The sequence below is a fragment of the Kutzneria sp. 744 genome (assembly GCF_000568255.1).
Classification (GTDB): Bacteria; Actinomycetota; Actinomycetes; order Mycobacteriales; family Pseudonocardiaceae; genus Kutzneria.
In genome coordinates this window covers 9,114,989-9,138,112 of the sequence record NZ_KK037166.1, presented here as the reverse complement: position 1 = coordinate 9,138,112, position 23,124 = coordinate 9,114,989, and the positions used below count along the sequence as shown (strand labels likewise).

General features: G+C 71.0%; 5 protein-coding genes. 1 reads left to right on the top strand and 4 read right to left on the bottom strand.

Translation table 11 applies throughout. The annotated features are described in order from the left end of the window. The first annotated feature begins 51 nt into the window (after positions 1-51). Positions 52-885: an HNH endonuclease gene (locus KUTG_RS41795; RefSeq protein WP_043724990.1), complete on the top strand. Its 834-nt coding sequence runs from the start codon at positions 52-54 to the stop codon at positions 883-885. Between the two features lies 1 nt (position 886). Here KUTG_RS41795 and KUTG_RS41790 read toward each other — a convergent pair whose 3' ends face one another. From KUTG_RS41790 to KUTG_RS41775, 4 genes are all read right to left on the bottom strand, one after another. Further along, on the bottom strand, positions 887-3,130 hold the full coding sequence (locus tag KUTG_RS41790; protein WP_043724987.1) for a hypothetical protein: 2,244 nt from the start codon (positions 3,128-3,130) through the stop codon (positions 887-889). 65 nt (positions 3,131-3,195) lie between these two features. Beyond that, a complete protein-coding gene (locus KUTG_RS41785) occupies positions 3,196-3,726 on the bottom strand; it encodes a type VII secretion system-associated protein (protein WP_043724984.1) in 531 nt (176 codons plus the stop codon). Continuing rightward, positions 3,716-6,628 carry a hypothetical protein gene (locus tag KUTG_RS41780; protein WP_043724982.1) on the bottom strand — a complete coding sequence of 971 codons (2,913 nt, stop codon included), beginning with the start codon at positions 6,626-6,628 and terminating at the stop codon, positions 3,716-3,718. Before KUTG_RS41780 ends, KUTG_RS41785 begins: the two co-directional genes overlap by 11 nt. Before the next feature lie 185 nt (positions 6,629-6,813). Continuing rightward, on the bottom strand, positions 6,814-23,082 hold the full coding sequence (locus KUTG_RS41775; protein WP_043724979.1) for a putative nucleotidyltransferase substrate binding domain-containing protein: 16,269 nt from the start codon (positions 23,080-23,082) through the stop codon (positions 6,814-6,816). Positions 23,083-23,124 lie beyond the last annotated feature (42 nt).

Below are 23,124 nucleotides of genomic sequence, written 5' to 3'. Positions count from 1 at the left end.
TCCGGCAACAGCACCGCCGACTGGTTCCAAGCTGACTCGGGATCGCATCTGATGCGATCCTTGCTACTTGAGCGGACGGTCCATATGGGGGATCCGAGTCTTGTCGCGAAGGTGGAAGACGGGCTGGTGGGGGTGGCGGCGGGGCTCAACCGGAGCCAACTCGCACGGCGGGCCACCAAGCTGGTGGCCCAGGTCGACCCGGAGGGCTACCAGAGGCGCTGCCGGAGCGCGGAGAAGGAGCGGCGGGTGGAGTTCAAGCCGCTGCCGGACGGGATGGCGCAGATCAAGGCGATCCTGCCGGCGGTGCAGGCCAGCATGGCGCAAGAGCTGCTCAGACAGGACGTCGCCGGCCTGCCGGCGGATGAGCGGAGCACGGATCAGAAAAGGGCCGACGCGTTTCTCGAACGGTTCCTGGGCAACGCCAGGGAACGGGAGGTGCAGGTCCACGTGACGGTTCCGATGGAGACGCTGCTGGGCCTCACGGAAGAGCCGGGGCTGCTCGACGGGTACGGGCCGATCGCGGCGGGCATGGCCCGTGAGCTGGCGATGCGAGGGCCGTGGCGCGGGGTGCTGCTGGACGAGTACCGGCACGCGGTGGCGATGAGCACCAAGAAGTACCGGCCAACGGCGCGTATGCGGGAAATGGTGAAGGTGCAGGACGGCGGGGTGTGCACGGCGCCGGGATGCACGAGCCCGATACGAGAACTCGACCACGTCATTCCCTGGCCGAAAGGGAAGACGACGGCCAAGCAGCTCAAAGGGCTGTGCGCCTGGCATCACCACCGCAACCACGACAACTACCGGGTGACGCTGGACGCCGAGGGCAGTGCGCGGTGGACGACGCCGCTAGGGCGCTCCCATACGGTTACGCCCCACCGGTACTGAGTTACACGGGGGAACCGATGGAACGGCCGAAACGCACGGGGTCGGCCACGGGACCGGTCGAGGCGCGCAGCTTGGCGGCCTCCTCCAACTTGGCCAACTGGTCGCCGCCGCCGATCTCGCCCAACAGGATCCGACCGTCCTCGACGCCGAGCACCTGAAAGCGAGTGCCGGGCAAGAAGACGATGGGATCCAGCTCGGGCTCGAAAAAGCCGGTGCGACGGCCGCTGTCGGACCAGATGACGAACTCGGCATCGCCCGGCAGAGCGACCTCGGGGGCGGTGACGGCGTTCAAGAAGCTGACCTCGGTGAGAATGGCCCCGGCACGGTGGGTGCCAGGATCCAAAGCGCCGCCACAGAAAGCGACACCCTCGTAGACGGGCAGGCGCTGGAGGCCGGAAATGACGCAACTCAAGAACGGCAACAGGGCGTCGACATCGCCGGACAACAGGGCCTCATCGGCCTTGCGCTCGCCGGCGGCCAAATACACGAGTACCGACACCAGATCGGTGACAACGGACTGCAACTCGCCCTCGCGGAGCGAAGGATGCTGAATCAACAACCGCAGCACCCGGCTGGCATACGAGTCGTACTGGTCGCCGAGAGTGCGACGCACCCAGGCCCGGTGCTCGTCCAAAGCGGTCTCGGCGGCGACCAGAGTGTCGAGCATGGTGTCGACGTCGATGCCGGGATCCACGAGGAAAGGCTCGATCCGGGCGGGCACGGGCGGCGGCTCGACGGGGGCCGACCAAGTCTCCACCGAGGCGGCGGAACCGGTGAGCTGCACGAGTTCCATCTGACGCCGCAACAACACCATGGTCGGCAGGTCGTCGCCGATGTCGTAGTTGACGTCGACGTCGACGGAGGTCGGCACCGGGTCCGAAGGCTCCAAAGGAACAGCCACGACCGGGGACTCGACAACGGGAGCCTCGACGACGGCCGGCACCAGAACGAAGTCGTCGACAGCAGTCGGCTCCTCGACCTCCGGCTCCAAAGCCTTGACCGGGGCCTCGCCGAAGACCAGACGCACCACCCGCTGCGTTTCCGCGTCCAGGCCGGCGAACAGCTTCGCCCCGGCCACGCTGACCTCGTCCCCAACGGGCTCCCCCGGCACCCCGACGGTCAACCGCGCCCACTCCGGGTCCACCGGCGCGGCCCGAACGACGTCCACCGTCGTGGTCCCGGCGGCCCGAACCCACAACCCGGCGGCCACGGCCTCGACGACGACGTTGGGGGAAAGCTCCCACAGCCCGGGCCGCAACGGCTTCAGCCCACCAACGGGCGGACGGGCGGCGACGACCTCCGGCGGTTTCCCCGGCCGATACCGAAGCTCGGTGGCGAAGGACCGCCAGGTCGCGCGGCCGTCCCCGGCCACGATCCCGACCTCGATGCCCCGTTCCGTGGACAGCGGCAACCCGTTGTAGGCGATCACGGGCCGGCCGATGGTGTCGGCGGCGAACTGCCCCAGGTCGGCCCCGAACGACGCGAACCGAACCCGACGCCGGATCTCCTCCGGCAACGCCTCCCACAACGCCCGCAGGTCAGCCGACGGCAGCCGCCCCTCCTCCGGCCCGCCCAGCACGACGGTCAGCACGTCCATCCGCACCGGCACACCGAAAGCCAGGGTCGAATGCCGGCGGGTGGCGGCGCTGGGCGTCGCATGCAGCCACAGCCCGGTCGGCACGGGCTCCGCCACGGACACGGGACCGGCCCGCCAAGGGGCCGTGGTCATGAACGACTCCCACTCCGGCGACGGGAATCGGGCGCCGAGGGACTCGCTGGGCTTGTCGGGGTGGAAGCTGCGCCACGCGCCGGTGGCGTGGGCGTTGGCGACGAACGTGGAGCCGCCGGGCACCGGCACCAGGGTGCCGTCAGGGGCGACGACCTCGGCCTGCAACTGCTCGGACAGCCACTGCGCCGCGATGGCCCGGGTCGGCCCGCTGCCGGAGGCGCTGCCCGCGCCGGACACGGCCAGCCGCACCGGCCCGCGCCCGCGCAGGGCCTGCACCAGGGCGCTCCAGTAACCGCCGTTGTCCCCGGAAGGGAAGTCCACCACGACCATCGTGCGCCCCGGATCGCCCGGCACCGAGGCGGCCAGCGCCATCGCGTGCCAGCCGGGCCCGGGCGGGGCCGACACGATCAGGGCCGCCCCCACCTGCCGGGTCTGGAACTCGACGACCGGCGGCTGCGCCTCCGCGGGCACGGGGCGCTGCGGCTTCGACCGGCGCGACTTCAACCAGTTGATCACGAAGGCTCACCGGGGACGGGGGACACACGCACGCCCCCGATACTGCCAGGTCCCCCCGGACACCTTCACCCGGCCGGGTGAACAGCGGCGTCGGCGATGGTCGACGCCAGCAGCCGCGTCGAGGTCTGCGCACCCGGGTTGACCAGGGCATCCACCTCGTGCTCGGCCAGCATGCCGGCCAGCTCCTCAGCGTTCACCACCTGCCACGCCTCGGCCCGCACCCGTCCCCGATGCGCCGGGGCGGTGGTCACCAGCAGCGACAGCACGTCGTCGGGTGCCGGGGCGATGACCGGCCGCTGGTGCTCGTCCAGCGCGACCCCGAACTCGGACTCGCGCAGCACGGCGAACAGCGCGTCGGCGTCGACCTCGCCGTCGGCCATCAGCCGCAGCGCGGCGTCCACCGGGTCGGTCGGCGACTCCGGTGTGGCCGGCTCGTAGTCTGGGTTCGGCTCGAACCGGCCGACTGCCCCGTCGGCGGCCACCAGCCAGCCCCCGACCACGGCCTCGGCCGGCGGGTTCTGTCCCGCCGCTGATCGACCCTCTTCGGCTGGCTGCCAGGCCGGGTCGACCAGCAGCATCCACTGGTCATCGGACATCTGACGTCATCTCCTCGATCAGCACCGGTTCGAAGCCTAGCCCCAACCGCTTCATGTCCTGGGCGACCGCGGCGGCCGCCACCGCGGGGCCGCCCTGGGCGTAGGCCCGAGCGACGCCCTCCAGCACGTGCGACAGGGTCAGCCCGGCGGTCACGGCGTCACCGGCCTGCCGCAGGAGCTTGCCCACCACGCCGGCCTTCTCCAGCAGGCGCATGGCGTGCGGCATCGCGGACGCGAGCTTGCCGGCGGCCGCCTCACCTTCCAGGGCCCGGGTCCCGTCCACGGCGTCCTTCGCCGATGACACAACCAGGTCGGTGGTGTCGTCGTGGGCGCCGTGCCCGGCCAGGCTCGCCGCCAGGCCGTGCTCGTCGAGAGACGCCGTGGCGGGCGTGTCCGGGATGGGTTCCAGCAGGTGCGGGTTCACCGGCTGCGGCGTCGGCTCGGGCCGCCAGCCGCCGGTGGCGATCCACCGCCGGACGCGGGATGTGCTGGTGGACGAGAAGCTCGCGCCCAGCACCCGGCCCTCGTGCACCAGCGGACCGTCGCCGGCGGCTCGGCTTTCCGTGACGCCGTGCGGCACAGTGCTCTCGTCGGCGGTGTGCAGGGTGACCACGGCCTCCCGCGAGTTGGCGCGGCCGGGCTCGTACACGCCCTGGATCCCGTTCTCCGGCACCAGTTTCTCGGCGTCGATCACCCGCGTCTTCGGCGGCGTCATCCGCTCCAGGTGCCGCGACACCAGGTGGATCAGGTGCTCACGGGTGTCCGAGGCGCGCAGCTTGCCGGTCGCCTCGGCGGTCTCCTTGGTGTTGCCCAGCATCGAGCCGTTGCCGTAGCCCTTGATGTGCGCCTCCGGCAGCGGCAGCCCGTCGCCCTGCCGCTCGATGGCCAGCTCGGCCAGCGTGCGCGCGAAGTCGTCCAGGCGCTCGGACCGCAGGCGGGGGTCCAGCGTGGTCTGCTTGCGTCCGAACGGGACAGTGACCGGCTCGTGCTTCACCGGCTCGGACAGCGGGCCGTGCTCCCCCACCGCGTTCAGCCGGACCGGGCGGCTCGTCCTGCCGGCATCATCGTCCCAAGTGGACTTGCCGGTGACGGTGAACCGCTGCCGGACATGCTCGCTGACCGGCACCGGCACCCAGCGGTCGTGCCGGTCGAGGTACCGGTCGGTGATGGCGCGCACCGAACCGGCCAGCTTCGGGTCGGACGCGATGTGCGACAACACCGTGGCGGTGACGATGTCCGGCCGCTGGTGCCTGCTCGCCGCCTTGTGCACGGCCGCGAGGTCCAGCTGCCCGCCGTTGGCCGGCAGCTTCGCCACCGCGCTGTCCACAAGGGACTTGGCGAGGGCGATCGTGCCGGCACGGTCGGACAGCCCGATCCGGCCGTCCGGCCGGACGTGGTCGTGTCCGGCGTACTTCCAGTCCTTCCGCATGGCATGGACCATCTCGTCCACCATCGCGGCCTCGTGCCTGGGCAGCACCTCGCCGTAGACGTTGAAGTGGCCGCCGCTCTCCAACCCGGTGAACCGGTCCCCGTCACGGTGCCCGAACCGCATGATCGTGCTGCCGCCGAGCGTCGTGTCGGTGAGGTCCTTACGCTGCAACGCCTTGTGCAGGTCGTGGGCCAGACCGCCGGGCCCGGTCTGCGCGCCGGCCTCACACGCCAGCAGCATCGTGGTGCGCCGGCCGTCGCCGACGGCCTGGAGGAAACCGCTGCTGCGGGCGGCGATCTCGCCCATGGTGTCCGGGCGGACGTGCACGGTGCCGAGGCCGCGGACGTGCAGGCCGGCGGTGTACGGGTTGGCGTGGAAGGCCAGCACCGCGGACTCGTCGGCCATGCCCGGGCGGCTGGTGACGAGGTCCGAGTCGATGGCGCCGCGGTCCTTGCCGTCCGCGTCGTACTGGTAGACGCGGTCCGGGTTGCCGCCACGGGCCCACCGGTCGGCCGCGCGCTGGTCGGATTCCTCCTTGTAGAAGGAGGTTCCGAACACCTTGCCGGACGAGTCCCGCAGGTCGGTCTGGGTGACCCGGCCCATCGGGAACCGGCGTTCACGGCCGGCGGCGTCGTGGCCGCTGAACCAGTCCTGCCGGGTGTCGGCGTGGCTCTCCGCGTGCGGCATGGAATCCACGCCACGCTTGGGTTCCTGCGACAACTGCGCCAGGTGGTGCTGGGTCAGCTTCTCGCCGGCGTGGTGCTCGGTCAGGCCCAGCGCGGTGCCGATCTTGTGCGCCAACTGGTCGCCCGTGCTGTCCGGGCGCCACGTGTCGTGCCGGTCCGGGCCGGACTCGGTGATCTTGGCGCGGACGTCCGCGTCCAGCCGGTCGTCGACCCGCTCCAGCCGCACCCGGAAGTGGTCGCCTCCTGGCAGCCGCTCGTGGTTGAACTGCTGGTCCGCGCCCTGCTCCAGCTTCTTCCACAGCTGGTCGACCTGGTGCGGCGTCCGGTCGCCGGGCTCGATGTGCACCTTGACGGTGGCCTCGCGGACCCAGGTGCCCGGCTTGACCTCCATCCGGCGCATCTCGTAGTGGAACCGGTGCTGGCCGACCTGCGGCCGCACGAAGTTCAGCGGCGCGTCGTCCCGGACGAGGTCGATGTCCGCGTGCGACACCGGCTCGTGGCGAGTCGGCCCATGGGGAGTCGACTCAGCGTCCTCGTCCGGCGCGGAGACGATCCGCTCGCGGTCCTGCACGAGGTGCTCGCCCTCGGCGTGCATCCGGTCCAGCAGCGCGTGGTTCTGCTGGAAGCCGGCCAGGTCGCCGTCCCGCAGCGCCCGCATGGACCGCTCCCGCACCGCGCCGGCGTTCGCCATGTGCACGGCGCCGTTGTGGGCGTTCAGGTCCAGCTGCTGACGCTGGTGGTTCAGATCCTCGTCCAGCGACGCGGTGACGTGCTCCTCGTCGTTCATCCGGAACTGCGGCCCGAGGTCCAGCGCCGGCAGGTGCTGGGCCGGCGGCGCCGGCTCGTCCCGGGACGGCGGCGGCGGGGGCGTTCGGGCACAAGATTTAATATTTGACCAAAAAGGATCCTGCTAGTTCTTATTTGCTAGAAGAAAGATTCGGTGGCCGGACTTAGCGGCAGGTGGTATTAACGTTAAAGTAAGTAACGGGTAAGGTCTGATGGCGCCGGACGATGCCGGCCGTGCTCGTTGGCCTCGCCGAGCTGCCGCTCCAGGTCGGTGATCCGGTCCAGGTGGCCGCCGGCGTAGGCGTCCCACAGCTGCTGGCGCAGCTGGTTGACGTGGTCGTTGTGGTCGCGCTGGTCCTGGAGGTTCTCCGCCAGCTCGTCCCGGTGCTGGTCGCGCAGCTGGTCGATGCGCGGCTTGGCCCGCAGGTACTCGTCGTCCACGGCGTGCTGCGCGGTGACGACGTCCTTCTCCGCATCCTGCCAGTTCTTCTCGGCGTCGCGGACCCTGTCCTGGGCGTCCGAGACATCCCTGGGCAGCGAGCCGTCGTCGTACACCCGGATCCGGGACGAGTCGTCGAACTTCAGCGTGACGCCGCGGTCGCCCTTGACCAGGCGGATCTCGGTGTCGTGCAGCACCACCTTGGTCCGGCCGGAAATGGACGTGGAGCTGCCGGTGGCCGGGTGGACCGGGCCGCTGGAGCCGAGGTTGCGGTTGTTCTCCATGCCGCCGCGGTCGAAGTAGACGCCGGTGCCGCCGGCGTTGACGTCCCGGTGCTGGGCGCTGTGCGGCGGGTCGGTGACGTTGCCGCCGAGGCCGCCGATGATGGCGTTCACCGAGCCGGACACCGACCGGTTCACCGAGGTGTCGATCGAGCTGTGGTCGGTGCGGCCGCCGCCGAGGTCGACCGAGTCGCTGACGGTGGCCAGCCGGGGGTTGGTCAGCTTGGCGTACGCGGTGAGGCCGGCCTCCTTCAGGCCCGGCAGCTCGACCGGCCCCTTGGCCATGGCCGGCATGTTGGCCTTGATCACCTCGGGGGTGAGCGTGGTGGTCAGCGCGTGGTCGGCGGTGGTGTTGAGGTCGCCGGCCAGCTGCCGGGCCTCGTGGCGGATCTCGTCCACGTTGCCGGTGAAGTCGTCCACGTGCAGCTCGTCGGGCAGCCGCTCGCCGTCGCGCTGCCACTGCTCGTGGTCGCTCGGCGGCGTGTCGCGGAAGTGCTCGACGGTCGCCTCGTGGCCGACCGGCCCGTTGGTGGCGGTGCTGACGTCGTCGGCCAGCTTGCGCACCACCAGGTCGTGCGGGTCGGAGTCGGAGACCGCCAGCGACTCGCCCTTGTGCTTGAACTCCAACTGGAACGTGACCGGCAGCTTGTAGCGGGCCTGCGGGCCGCCGGCCGAGCTGCTCTGCGTGATGTCGGTCGAGTCGTTCCTCGTTGTGCTGTGGCCGGTGGAGTGGCTCAGGCTGAACGAGGTCGCGTTGTTGACGGTCATGCTGGCCGACGAGTCGGGCAGGTGCGGCAGGCCCGTGCCCAGCAGCCGGCCGCCGACGCCGGAGCTGGCGTCCTTGCCCTTCATATCGGCCTGGGACAGCGCACCCGTGGCGTCGTGCGACAGCGTGCTGCCGTCGTTGCTGACGCCCAGGTACGTCGCGCCCTCGTCGGTCGGCCGCGCGTGCAGCACGACCTCGTAGTTGTCGTGGGTGAACACGTTGGGCTTCGGCGTCATCAGCGAGACGCCACCGTTGAGCGCACTGTCCACAAGAGATCGAACACCGTCCTGAGAGGACTGCTCGTCCATCCGGCGCAGGTTGCCCATGGCGTCGTCCAGCACGGACTGCGGCAGCAGCTTCGGGCCGAGCTCGCCGAGGTTCGCCCGCAGCGACGGCACCAGGTTCACCAGGTCGCCGGTCGGCTCCACGTGGCCGAAGCCGATCGACGGCCGCTCGGTGGCCAGGGTGCTCGGCGTCGGCAGGCCCGGCTTCGGGCCGATCGGCGTGTCGCCGCCCAGGTTGTGGTCGGGCAGCGCGCCCATCTGCCGCGCTTCCTGCTCGGTGACGCGAACGAACACGCTGTCCGGCAGCTCGACCGTGCGGCCGGCGGTGCGGACGTCGGTGTCGTGCAGGATGCTCGTCTGCCGCGACTCCGCGACCAGGTGCACCCGGGCGTCCATCCGCACCAGCACGGTCCGGCCGTGCGGCGAGGAGACGCCGTGCTCGGCGGTGCCGCCCAACGACTTCGTCAGCTTCGACGTCCACGTCCAGTTGCGCAGGCTCGCCACCGCGAACACGCCGGCGCGGCCCTTGGCGTGCGGCACGTCCGGGGTCAGCGTCAGCGCGTTGCGGGACGCGGAGGTGCCCAGGTTCAGGCCGAAGGAGTGCTGGGTCTGCTTGCCGCCGGAGGCCGAGTAGCCGCCGGAGTCCTCGTGCTTGAGCGAGATGTCGTCCGAAATGGACACGATCCGCGGGTTGTCCAGCTCCATTGTCATGGCGACCGCGCCGACCCGGTCCGCGAGCCGGCGGTTGTGCTGGAGGCCGTCCACCTGCACGCCGTGCTTGACGACCTGCGGGTCGGCGGTCAGGTTCTCCGGGCTGAACGCATGGTGCAGCGCGTCCGCGCTGACCGTGCCGTTCAGCGACAGCGACCGGTCGCCGCCGGCCGCGTCGGCCAGGACGTCGTCCGCGGCCTGCTGGACGTGCTCGGCGCCGATGATCGCCTCCACCCGCTGGAACTCCGGCTGCCGGGTACCGCGGGCCTGCGCGAGCAGGTCGTTGATCGACGGCGGCGTGTCCATCCGCGTGGTGACGTGGTTGTCCACGTGCGGGGTCGCCGCGGCGCCGCGGGTCAGGCTCTCCGGCACCATCACCGTGACCTCGCCGCGCGGCGGCCGGCTCAGGCCGCCGGGCCGGGCCACGTGCGGGTTGTTGTGCACCTCCGGCACGTGTTGGCCAGGCGTGCCGGGCGTGATCCGGCGGATCCACGACCGCACCCGGCTGTGGTCGTTGACGGTGACCTCGTAGTGCACCTTCGCCTTGAAGCCGTGCACGTCCTCGCTGCCGCCGGTGGACAGCTTGTGTCCGGTCGACGGGCCGGCCTCGGTGGAGTGCGCCCGCTGGTAGCCGTACTGCGCGCCGATCGAGGCCGTCGGCGCGCCCTTGACGTGGCCGCCGTCGAACGGCGTGGTGACCCGGCCGTCCGCGTAGACCGTCACACCCTTCTTGGCCGTGTTGGAGACGCCCAGCTTCGTCGACGTGGCGCCGGATCCGCTGATGGCGTGGTCCGGGGCCTTGCCGAGGTGCTCCAGTCCGGTCAGGCGGGCCCTGACCGTGACGGTGACGTAGCGGTTGAAGAACAGGCCCGGCTTCTTGAGCCGGATCTTCATGCCCTTGCCGAGCATGCTGTTCATGTTGGCCTTGAGGTGCTCGTCGGACAGCTTGGTGTCCAGCTCGCGCCGGTTGGCCGCGGCCAGCGCGGTGTCGCCGCGCGAGGCCCCCTTCAGCTTGTCGCTGCCGAAGTCCGGCGCCAGGTCCTTGAGATCCTCGTTGCTCCGCAACGTGTCCTCGACCCGCTCACGCACCTCGTCGCCGCCGGACAGGTGGAAAACCTTGGCCAGCCCCAGGGACTTGCCGCTGGCCAGGTAACTCGGCGCGTGGTGGGCCTGCGGCGTCGGCTGGAAGTCGCCGTGCGCGCCGTTGGGCACCACCAGGCCGGCGTGGTGCGCCTCCAGGCCGGACATCCGGACGTGCGCGGAGGCGTCGTGCACGGTCACCGGGTTGTGCCCGATCACCTGCATGTGCAGCCGGAAGCCCATCTTGTACAGGCCGCTGACGCCCTCGGACGCCAGCACCGACTCCCACTTCGCCGTGTCGCCGACCTTCGTGCCCAGGCTGTCGGTCTTGCTGAACGCGGTGGTGATGCTGGCGCCGGCGGCGATGCTGTGCGTCGGGTCGGCGATGCCGGCCCCGCTGCCGCCCAGCCACAGCTCGCCGCCGGTGGTCGAGGTGTTCGACCGGCCGGGGCCCCCGGACCCGCTCAGCGTCGAGCCGATCTTGTAGCCGCCGGCGCTGCTCTCCAGCGCGGCGTCGGCCGGCTCGATCCGCATCCGGACCGAGCCGATCCGACTGCCGTCCGAGCTGATCAGGTCGGGCGAGTAGATCCAATCCTTGCTCATCGCCGGCAGGTTGTCCCGGACGTTGCCGGCACTGACGAACTGCTGGAGCACCTTGCGGCCCGGCGAGCCGATCTCGGTGATCTTCGGGTGCAGGTCGGCGGCGACCTTGTCGAAGGCCTCGCCGACGCCGTGCACCGACTCGGCCCCGAACACGCCCAGGCCGTCCAGCCGCACCGGCCGCGGCGTGGTGTCGTGCGACGGCGTGTTGGTCTCGTGCGGGAACGCGACCGTGGCCTCGTGCTCGAAGGTCACGCCGCCGGCCGGGTTCGGGTTGACCCCGTGCTTGTCGGTGACCGAGATCTCCAGAGTTGCCTTGCCCTGCACGACATCCGAGCCGGTGTGGCTGACCGACACCGAGTGGCCGGCGCCGTGGCCGGACTCCAGCGTGACGGTCGGGGCGGCGTGCAGGATCGAGCCGAACACGTTGCCGCCGCCGATGCCGTTGCCGGCGCTGACGCCCATGGACAGGTCGTGCTGCTTGGTCTTGGTCGTGCTCTCCGAGGTGGACCGGTCGGTGCCGCCGGAGCGCTCCAGGCCGCGGTTGGCCTCGGTGGTGTGCTGCGCGTCGGTCAGGTCCGTGCGGGCCTTCACCGTCGCCTCGTACACCTTGTCGCCGACCCGGATCTCGAACTTGCGGCCGTCGCCGTGCAGCGAGTCGAAGTCCTGTGTCACCACGTGGTGGATGGCGTCCAGTCCCTGGGCGTTCGCCCGTTCCTCGGCGCTGTGCGGCAGCTGCTCCAGCACGGCCTGCTGGGTCTGGTGGGCCAGCCGGTCGCCGTCGACCAGCTTGCCCAGGCCCAGCGAGTCGCCGTCGTGCACGTAGCTCGACAGCTGGGTGTGGTCGTACGGCTCGGGCTCGTCGTTCTCGCGGATCGAGTCCAGCGGATCGAAGGCCGGCAGGCGCGGCGCGCGCTGCGGTCGCTGGAACGGGTCTCGGGGGTGGTCCTGCTCGTCCAGCCGCAGGGCGTTGCGGTGGTTGGACGGGCCGGCCTCGGTCTCGCCGACGACGCCATGTCGGTCGAACAGCGGCGCGGGCCGGGACGTCGTCACGGTGGACTGGTCGTTGCGCAGGCTGCCGTGCTCGTGGACGTAGGCGTCGATCTGCCCCTGCGTCGGCCTGGCCGGCATGCTGTCGCCGAGCCGGTCGGTCAGCGCCGGGTCGTCGTACACGTGCGACAGCGGCGTGTCCATGGTGATCCGCTCGGCCCCGTAGTTCTGGATCGGGCCGCCGACCTGGGTCTCGCCGGGCACCATGAACGCGACCGCGTCGCCGTTGTGCGCCGAGACGGTCTTGTGCAGGATCATGCCGACCGGGAAGTGGTCGTCGGCCGGGTCGTAGCCGGGCACGAACTTGATGTCGTCGCCTTCGCCCATGCCGGTCCTGCTGATCGCGGCGCCGCCGGCGATGTTGCGCTCGGTCGTGAACGGCACGAACCGGGTCTCGCGGGTGTCGAAGTTCGGGTGGTCCTCCATGCCCAGCGGCGGGATCACGCCCTCCTCGACCGTGTGCCAGGTCGGGTGCCAGGCCGGGATGCCACGCTGCAACCGCAGTCCGTTGGTCAGGTACCGGTCGACCTGGCCGAAGATGTCGGCCCGGTCCTGCGGATCCGCGTCGTCGCGGAACAGGTCCTTGCTGATGAAGGCGTTGTGCTCGTCGAGCTTGTAGAAGTTGCCGACCTCGTGCGCCGGCAGGTCGTGCGGGCCGAGGTGCAGCGTCACCCCGTTCGAGGTGTGCTCCACCAGGGGCGGCGGCGTGTGCTGGCCGGTGACCGCGCCGATCGCCTTGTTCAGCCATGAGGGGGCCGGCCGCTGCCAGCCCGGGCCGTTCGGGTCGTGCCGCAGGGCGCCGTGCTCGGCGACGTAGTCGGCGACCTGCTGCTGGTTCGGCCGCGCCGGCATGTGGTCGGCCAGCGTGAGGCCGTCGTCCGGCCCGCCGAAGACGTGCGACAGCGGCGTGCCCATGTGCAGGGTCGCGGCGTCGAAGTCGTGCAGCGGGCCGCCGAGCTGCGTCTCGGAGGAGTTGATGAACGCGACGGCGTGGCCGTCGCCCTGGGTCACCCGCTTGCTCAGCACCATGCCGACCGGATGGGCCGGGTCGGTCGGGTCGTAGCCGTGCACGAAGCGGCGGTCGTCGGCGCTGCCGTGCATGCCGCGCTGGGACATCGCCGCGCCGACCGCGGTGTTGCGGTCCGCGGTGAACGGCACGTACCGGGTGTCCCAGGTGCTGAAGTCCGGGTGCTCCCGGCTGCCCAGCGGCGGGATCTCGCCGCCCAGCACGTGGTGCCAGGTCGGGTGCCACGCCGCGATGCCCCGGTGCAGCGTGATCCCGTTGGTCAGGTACTCGTGCACCTGCCCGTAGACCAGCGCCGCGTCCCCCGGATTCCGGCCGTCGACCAGTTCCGAGCTGATGAACACGTCCTGGCCGACCAGCTTGTGGAAGCCGCCGACCCGGTGCGCGTCGAACGTGTGGCCGTTGCCGAGGTCGATGTGCTCCGGCTCCGGCTCGGACGCGAAGGCGTTCTTGATCTTGTCGAAGAAGCCCCGGCGGTCCTCGTGGGTGGCCGGGCCGTGGTCCTGGTGCTTGCCCGAGCCGACCGGGTGCTCGTCGAAGTTCCCGGTGTGGAACGCGTGCGGGACCGCCTTGTTGGCGACCTCGACGTGCCGGGCGTCCCAATGGCTGCCGGACTCGATCCGGTTCGCGATGTCGTCACGGGTGCGCTGGTCGACACCGGGCAGGTAGCGCTCCGGGTCGTCGCGCACCTCGTCCGCGACCTGCTTCCAGACGTCCCGGCTCTGGTGCTCGGCGCCCAGGTGCTCGTTCACCCGGCTGGCGAAGGACCGGCCGATGCCGGAGCCGGTGTACAGGTGGCGCTGGATCTGCGGCTCGGCCGGCAGCGGCTTGGCGCGCAAGCCTTCCGGCACCGGCTGCTTGCCGGTGAACATCTCGTGCGAGGTGTCCGGCAACGCCGCATGGTCGTGCGCGACATCCTCGATACCCTTGATGTCCTTGGGCTGGTAACGAGAATTCGGATTCGCCAGACCATCGCCCATCGGGCTCTTGCCGTCGTCGATCCGGTTGCGCAGATCGTGCCGACCACCGTCCAGACTCTTGGCCCGACGACCGTCGTCACTGTTCAGGACCCGGACGTTGTCGTCCTTGCCCGAGATCCGGTTCGGGTTGCCCTCGCTGCGCGCCGTGTCGTTGTAGCGGTCCGGCAAGCCGAGGTAGTGCCCGATCTCGTGCGCGTACTCGCGGTCGGTCGCGTCCAGCGGGAACCGGTGCTGGTTCACCGCACCGTCCTGGTTGACCTTGATCGACTCGTGCGCCGCCGCGGGGTCGTCGTGGAACTCGACCCGGACGTGCAGCTCGTCACCCGAGCTGGGCAGCTTGTGCTGGTTGTTGAACGCCTTGTCGACGCCGTCCTGGATGCGCTGCTTCAGGGCCTCGATCTGCGCGTGGTCGACGTTGGGGCCCTTGGCGAGGTGCAGCTTGACCGTGTGCTCCCGCACCCAGCGGCCCGGCTCCACCTCCATCCGCCGCACGTCGTAGTGGATCTTGCCGTCGACCTTGCTCAGGTCCGCCGGCCGGCCGTCGTCGTGCGTGCGCGCAACCTTGCGGATCACATCCGGGTCGTCCAGCCGGACCGTCCGATGTGGAGCCCGGTCGCGGCCCTCGTTGTACTGGCGGTTCCAGTCCTCTTGCGACACGTTTTCGGGCCGCCGCGGCGCCGAACCGGCGCCGCGCTCGACCGGGTGCGGAGCGGACACCTCGGTGTTGTGGTCGAACTCCGGGGCGTTGCGCTCCGGCAGCGTCTGCGGGTGGTCGGGATCGTGCCGCAGCGCGCCGTACTGGTCGACGTACGCGGCGACCTCGTCCGCCGTCGGCCGCCGCGGCACGATGGCGCTCAGCGGCCCGTGCACGTTCGGGCCCAGCGCCTCGCTGGCCGGGGTGTTCATCCGGAAGGTCGTCGTCTGGTAGTCCCGGACCGGGCCGCCGATCATCGTCTCGCCCGGGTTCATGAAGGCGATGGCGTCGCCGTTGGCGAACGACACGGTCTTGGTCAGCACCTTGCCGACCGGCTGGTTCGGGTCGTTCGGGTCGTAGCCGTGGATGAACTGCCGCTGGTCGCCCGGCCCCATGTTGCTGTTGCCGATGGCGACGCCCGCCGCGATGTCGAAGCTCTCGCTGAACGGCACGTACCGGGACTGGTCGGTGTCGAAGCTCGGCCGGTTCTCGGTGCCCCGCGGCGGGATTTCGCCGTTCTCCACCGCGTGCCAGGTCTGGTGGAAAGCGGCGATGCCGCGGTGCAGTGTCAGCCCCGTGGTCATGTACTGGTGAACCTGGTCGAGCACCTGCTGCTGCTCGGCCGCGCTCACCCGGTCGTCGAGCAGGTGCGAGCTGATGAAGACGTCGCGGTCCTTGACCTTGTAGAAGCCGCCGACGTCGTGCGCGTCGACGTGGTGGCCGTTGCCCAGGTCCAGGTCGAACGTCGGCGGGCCGGTGAGCGTGGACAGCGCGTCGGCCGCCCGATTCCACCACGGGGCCGGCCGCCCCTCGGACCGGCTCGCCTCGGCCCGGTCGTCCTGGAGCTGCCGGGTGAAGTCCACGAACTTCTGCAGGTGCTCGGTCGGGTGCCCGCCCTGGCGCGCGTGCTCGATCTGCTGCTGGACGTGGTCGTGCATCATCCGCAGATCGGCGTCGCTGTAGCCCCGCCAGCTGTGCGCGGTCGGGTCGTTCTCCTGCCGCAGCGCGTGCACGGTGACCGCCGTGTCGCGCTCGTCGCGCAACTGGGCCAGGCGTCGCTCCAGGCGCTGCACGTCGCGGTCCGCCTGCTGGCGGTTGGCCTGCTCGTTGGCGCGGAACAGGTCCGCCACGTTGCGCCGGTCGCGCTGGGCCCTCGCCTCGGCGAGCCGGTTCTCGACGCCGCGCACCCGCTGGTCGACGAAGTCCGGCCGGGCGGCATGCTGCGACGCCTCGATCATCCGCTGGATCGCGGCCGACCGCTCCGGGTCCCGCTCGTACGACTGCCGCATGTCGGTCAGCGTCTTGGTGTCCAGGCCGTACAGCGACGCCTCGAACGAGCGCAGCGGCGTCCCCTCGTGCACGGGACCGAAACCGCCGGGCACCACCATGTCGATGTCCGGCGCGGCGGACCGCGGCGGCTGCTCGGACCGCATGAACGGCTGGGGCTTCGGCTCGGGCCGTGGCGCGGGCGGCGCCTCGTGGCCGGCCTCGTCGTGCTGCTGGTCGTCTCGATGCTGGTCGTTGTACAGGGCGTTCAGGTCGTCGATGCCGCGGTCACGCCCCAGCTGCCCGGTGAAGTCCACGAACTTCTGGAGGTGCTCGGTCGGGTGCCCGCCCTGGCGGGCCGGCTCGATCTGCTGCCGCGCAACGTGGTGCACGGTCGCGAGATCGTTGTCGTCGTAGCCGCGCCAGCTGTGCCCGGCCGGGTCGTCCTCCTGCCGCAGCGCGTTGAGGGTGATCGCCGTGTCGCGCTCACTGCGCAGCTGGGCCAAGCGGTTCTCCAGCAACCGCACCTGGCGCTCGTCGTCCTCCCGGCGGTTGGCCTGCTCCTCCCGGCTCGACCGGGTCCGAAGCGGGTCGGGCAGCCGGCTCGGCGCGGCGTTCTGGTCGCGGCGGGCCTTCGCGTCGGCGAGGCCCTCCTCGGCGGCCCGGATCCGGCGGTCGAACAGGTCGGGCCGCATCGCGTGCCGCGAGACGTCGATCATCTTCTGGACCGCGGCCGACCGCTCCGGGTCGTTGCTGTGCAGCTGCCGCATGGTGGTCAGCGAGTCGCGGTCGAGGCCGAACAGCGACGCCTCGAACGAGCGCAGCGGCGTTCCCTCGTGCACGGGGCCGAAACCGCCGGGCACGGTCATGTTCATGTCCTGGCCCTCGGCCCGCGTCGACGGTCCCGGCCGCATGAACGGCTGCGGCCTCGGCTCGGCCACCGGCGCGGGCTCCGGCTCGTGGGTCAGGTGCAGGTCGTCGTAGCCCCGGTCGCGGCCCAACTGCTCGGTGAAGGCCACGAACTTCTCGAGGTGCTCGGTCGGGTGGCCGCCCCGCTGCGCCGGCTCGATCTGCTGCCGGGCATGGTCGTGCACGGTCCTGAGGTCGTCGTCGCTCAGGTCCCGCCACACGGGCGCGTCCGGGTCGTCCGGGTGCCGCAGCGCCTGCATGGTCAGCGCCGCCGCGCGGTCGTTGCCGACCTCGGCCAGGCGCTCCTCGTGCTGCTGCACCCAGCGCTGGGCCGTCGGGCCGGGATTCGCCTGCGCGTCGCGGTGGGCCCGCGCGTCGGCGAGCCCGTTCTCGATGGCCCGCAGCTGGTTGTCGAAGGTGTCGGGCCGACCGGCGTGCCGCTCCAGGTCGATCATCCGCTGGACGGCGGCCGACCGCTCCGGGTCGTCGGCGTACGTCTGCCGCAGATCGGTCAGCGCCTTGTGATCGAGGCCGTACAGCGACGCCTCGAAGGCCCGCTGCGACCGCTCCTCGTGCACCGCGCCGATGCTGCCGGGCATGAGGTGGTCCACGCCCGGGGTCCCGGTGTGCGCCGCGCCCGGCCGCATGAACGGACCCGGCTCCGGCTCCGGCCCGGTCTCGTGGGCCGGGCCGCCGAACAGCGAGTGCTCGGGGGCGGCACCGCTCAGGCCCAGCTCCCGCACCTGGTTGTACACGCCGTACAGGCGCTCCGTCGGCTGCCCCTCCAGCCGCGCGTTGTGCATCAGGTCGTTGACGTGTTCCTCGATGGCGACGAGGTCGTTGCGCGACAGCTTCTCCCAGCCGGGCGCCTTCGGGTCGGCCGGCAGGTTCAGCGCGTACTCCGTGAGCGCGTCGGCGCGCTCCGCCTCCATCCGCCGCACCTCGGCGGCGAGCTGACGCTCGTGCTGTGCGAGCTCCTGCTGGGCCGCCCGGTGCTGCGCCTGCTCGCGCTCGGTCGCCGCCGGGTCCGGTGGCACGTCCGCGGCCTGCCGCAGGTCGTCGAGTTGCCGCTGCTTCTCTTCGATCTCGTGCCCGAGGTCGCCCAAGTGCTGCTCGAGGCCGCCTTCCTGAAGGCGGTCGATCCGCGTGACGGGGTTGTCGAGCCCCGGCTCCATCTCGAGTCGGCGGATCGGGACCTGCTGCTCGAACTCCTCGTTGCGGCGCTGCTGGCGCTCCGCGATGCCCTCGGTGAAGCGGTCGAACCGCTGGACCCGGTCGTTGAGCCGCGACGCCTCGGCCAACCGGTCGCGGTAGTCGTCGTGCTCGGTCAGCGCCAGCGTGTGTTCGATCTGCTTGACCAGGTCCTTGGCGTCGGCCTCGGCCGCGCGGTGCGGGGCGAGGTCCTCGGCCGGCTCGAACATGTGGGTCACGCGGTGGCTGAGGGACTCACGCTCCTCGAAGCCCCGCCGGTAGTTCTCCACCGTGTCCTTCGCCTCGTCCAACGCGGTCCGCAGCGCGTCGGTGCCCTGCCGCGCGACCTGCACCCAGGCCCGGCGCGCTGCCGGCTCGTTCTGCACCCGCTCGTGCAGCTTGCGCAGGTCCGACGAGTCGAAACCGGCCCGCTCGGCGAGCTCGACCTGCCGGCCCAGGTGCTCGTCGAGTTGGCGGAGCGCCGGGTAGCCGAGCTTGCGCAGCCCGTCGGCGTTGGGGCCGGCCACGTAGCGGTCGACCGCCTGCATCATGTTGGCCTTGCCCAGGTTGGCGTCCAGGTGGGCCAGCTCCTGGCTGGTGCTCCTGAGCCGGCCTTCGAGGCTGGTGATGTGCGTCTTGCGCTGGCTCTCGGCCGTGACGTCGCCGCCGCGCAGCAGCTTGTTCACCCAGCCGGTCTGGGACTTCGCGTCCCGGATCCGGTTCTGGAGGCCGGCGGCCCGGTCCTCGAGCACCTTCCGGTAGCCGGACGGGCCGTCGGGGTGGTTGGCCGCCCGCTTGAGGATCTGCGTCTGCCGGGCGTGGTTGTACGCCGTCCGGTCCTCGCCGTAGCTGGCGTCGTCGACGTGGTGGCCGACCTGCTCGGTGGTGCGGCCGCTCAGCCACGCCTCCATGCCGTCGAGCATCTCCTGGTGGGTCTGCTCGCCCAGCGCGGAGTAACGGCCGTCGTGCGACTGGATCTCCACCGGCGGCGCGTCTTCCGGGCCGTGGTGGGTCTGCACGCCGTTGTGGTCGACGACGACGTGCGCGCCCAGCGCGTTGGCCACGGCGTCGGGCAGGTGCTGTCCCACGTGCGAGTCGTGCCAGGACGGGGTCTGCACGGCCTTGCCGACCAGGTCGGCCGACGACGGGATGGTGCCGTGCTCGACCACGGAGTTGGTGATGTGGTCGACGATGTCGTGGTCGCCGCCGGTCAGCCCGGGGCCGTCCATCATGCCGCGCACGGTCTGCCACCGCCGCGCCGACGGCGTGGCCAGGTCATTGGCCAGGTTCGTCCGCCACTGCGCCAGCTTGGCGTCGCCGGTGAGCCCCGGCTGGTGCGGCTCCAGGTCGGGCGCGAACTTCTCCAGCGTGCGCTGGTCGACGTGGTCCGCGGCCCACTGGGACAGGCCCTGGTGGTCGAGGCCCTGGTACTGGTGCTGCTGCGGGTTCTGCTCGATGTGGTGCGCCACCGAGTCGGTGGCGGCGTCCACGGCCGACCGGCCGCCGAACGGCGTCGCGTGCTCGACCGGCACGTTCTGCATCGCCGAGCTGCGCAGGATCGACTCGACCAGCCCGTCGTCCACAGTGGACGGATGTGCCTGCTTCGGCGGGGCCGGCGGGGCCTCCGGCTCGACGTGGTGGTCGCCGACCGACTCGGCGTCGTAGGAGCCCGGCATCCGATAGGAGGGCTCGTCGGCGCCGCGGTCGAACGCCGGCGCCGCGCGGCCCTCGTCCTGCTGCTGGTGGAGGTGGTCCCGCATGTGCTGCTGGTAGCGCTGCACGGTGTCGTGGGCCTGGCGCAGCTGGTTGGCCTCGTGCGAGCTCAGCACGTAGGTGTCGCCGTCCACCCGGGACTCGTGGTTGGTCCGGATGGGATTCCACTTCGACTGCGCCGGCGGCAGCCGGTAGTTGTCGTTCTCCACGCCGAACTTGCCGTGCATGCGCTGCCGGATCGCGGTGACGTCGTTCATCGCGTTCCGGACGTCGTGGGCCAGGTCGCTCGGGACGACGCCGCGCCGCTCCAGCTCGTTGACGCGGTCAATGGTGTTGGAGTGCTCGGTGATGCCGGAGTGCACGGCCAGCCAGCGCGTGCCCATGGTCAGCGAGCGCAGGAACTGGTCCTTGATGTTGGCCGGGCCGGCGGGCATCTCGTGGGGCCGCCTGTTCGCCTGCTCGGCCAGGCTGTCCCGCACCTCGTGGCGCACGTTGTCCGGCACGTTGGCGTAGGTCGCCTTCATGGCGTCGAACGCAGGCGTGTGGTTGCCGTGGTCCGCGTGGTTCATGCCGTCGACCGGCACTACCCGCGAGTCGTAGATGACACCGAAGTTCGGCGCGCCGCTGGGCTGGCTCATGCTGCGGGTGGCCACGGCGTCCGGCCGCGCGTCCTGGTGGATCGGCAGCCACAGCGTGTCCGCCTCGAACAGCACCTTCTCGTCGCCGGTCGAACGCGGCAGCTTGCTGATGTAGCGCTCCCGGCCGAGGTTGAGCATGTCCTCGGTGAGACTCTGCATCAGCTGGAGGTGCTGGTGCTCGCGCGAACCCGGCGGGACGTCGCCGATGATGGCGAAGTCCAGGTCGCTGGCCGGGCCGAGCTCGCGGCGGCCGTAGCTGCCGACGGCCACGACCGACCACGGGTGGTCGGGCTCGCCGATCATCTTGGCGGCCATCTTGGCCGCCTCGCCGACGATGTTGTCGGCCGAGGCCAGCACGATGTCCGAGGTGGTGCGGGAGATGTCGTGGTCGAGCCCGGTGTTGTTCTCGACCGCGCGGCGGGAGCTGGCCGACGCTGCCTCCATCCGGTTGGACAGGTCGTCGGCGGTGCTGAGCACATCGTGCAGGTGGGCGACGACAAGTCGGTTGCCCAGCTTGCCGGCGGTCTCCTGGCGCTCCCGCGGCGTCAGGTCGGTGCGGCTCAGCTTCTGGGCCAGGTCCTTGGCGTGCTGGTCGTCCATCCGGTCGGCCAGGTGCCGGGCCAGGTCGACCGCGGCCGGGTCGTGGTACTTGCCGACGTTGTTGGCGAAGTCGTCGGTGATCCGGTCGACCAGCTTGCGCTCGCCGCCGGTGTACATGTCGTCCGGCATGGTCGTCTCCGACAGCTTCGCCGGCCGGGACTCGATCTGCTCGGGTTGGTGCGGGTGCGGCTGGTCGTCGCCGCGGTGCGCGTGGTGCTCCAGCGGGTGGCCGTCGAAGTTGTCGGTGTGGAAGGCGTGCGCCGCGGCCTTGTTGGCCGCGGCCACGTGCTCCGGAAGCCAGCGGTCGCCGGACTCGATCCGGTTGGCGAAGTCGTCGCGGGCCTGCCGGCTCGCGCCCGGCAGGTAGCGCTCAGGGTCGTTGCGGATCTCGTCGGCCGTGCGCTGCCAGACGTTGCGGCTGTCGTGGGCCTCGCCGAGGTGGTGGTTGAGCATGCTGGCGAACGACTTCGCCACGCCCTGGCCCGGCTTTGGTCCGATGTGGACGGTGTCGTCGCCGGTCCGCGTCGGCGGCGTGTCCTCCTTGTGGTGCAAGCCTTCCGGCACCGGCTGCTTGCCGGTGAACATGTCATGCGAGGTGTCCGGCAACGCCGCATGGTCGTGCGCGACATCCTCGATACCCTTGATGTCCTTGGGCTGGTAACGAGAATTCGGATTCGCCAGACCATCGCCCATCGGGCTCTTGCCGTCGTCGATCCGGTTGCGCAGATCGTGCCGACCACCGTCCAGACTCTTGGCCCGACGACCGTCGTCACTGTTCAGGACCCGGACGTTGTCGTCCTTGCCCGAGATGCGGTTCGGGTTGTCGGGCGTGCCCGCCCGGTCGTTGTAGCGGTCCGGCAAGCCGAGGAAGTGGCCGACTTCGTGGGCATACTCCCGGTCGGTGGCGTCGAGCGTCCAGCGGTGCTGGTTGACCGCGCCGTCCTGGTTGACGTGGATCGACTCGTGGGCCTGCCGAGGGTCGTCGTGGAACTCCACGCGGACGTGCAGCTCGTCACCCGAGCTGGGCAGCTTGTGCTGGTTGTTGAACGCCTTGTCGACGCCGTCCTGGACGCGCTGCTTCAGGGCCTCGATCTGCGCGTGGTCGACGTTGGGGCCCTTGGCGAGGTGCAGCTTGACCGTATGCTCCTGCACCCAGCGGCCCGGCTCCACCTCCATCCGGCGCACGTCGTAGTGGATCTTGCCGTTGACGTGGCTGAGCTGCGCCGGGCGGCCGTCGGCATGGGTGCGCGGCACGTTCCGCTTCACATCGGGGTCGTCGAGGTTGACCGTCCGATGTGGAGCCCGGTCGCGGCCCTGGTTGTACTGCTTGTTCCAGTCCCGCTGGCTCATGCCCTCGGGCTTGCGCGGGCCCGTGTGCGTGGCCGGCGGGGTGTGGGTGCCGGGCTCGTCGCCGGTGTGCAGGGTGTCGCCGGTGTGCGGCGCGGGGTCGTTGTGCCGAGTCGTGTCGCCAGTGTTGTTGTGCGACACGGTGTTGTTGTCGTGCGGAGCGCCGTGGTCGACCGCGGGCGCGGAACGGCTCTCCGGCGGCAGCTGCGTGCGGGTGTGCCGGTCCAGGAAGTCCATGTACTGCCGGGTGGTGTCGTGGACCTTCTGCATCTCCGCGGCCTCGCCGTGGCTCAGCACGTACCGGTTGTTCTCGATCTTCGGCTCGTCGTTGGGGCTCTTGCCGAACGAGAACCGCGGCTTCGGCGGCGGCATCCGGAAGGTGTCGTTCTCACCGCCGTACGCGCTGTGCATCCGCTGCCGCAGCGCCGACACCTTGTCCATGGCGTCGCGCACGTCCTTGGCCAACGCCGGCGGCAACGTGCCCTGGTGCTCCAACGCGTTCACGCGGTCGATGGTGTTGGTGTGGTGGGTGATGCCGGAGTCCACCGCCAGCGCGCGGGTGCCCAGCGTCAGTATCCGCTGGAACTGGTCCTTGACGTTGACGTCGCCACGCCAGTTCACCGGCTCGTCGCGGGCGGTGAACAGCTTGTCCCGCAAGCCGTTGCGCGCGTTCTGTCGGTCGGTCCGGTCCACGGTGGCGACGGAGTTCTGCATCCGGTCGTGCACCGGCGTGCCGTGTGAGTTGTCCACATTGGGCACACCGTCGACGTGCACCGGACGGGCGTCGTAGACCACGCCGGCCTTCGGGCCCTCGCCGTCGGCGCGCCGGCTGCGGTCCGCGACCTGCTCCGGACGCGCGTCGTTCTGCGTGTCCAGCCACATCGGGTCCGACTCGAACAGCGACTTGCCGTGCGGGGACCGCTC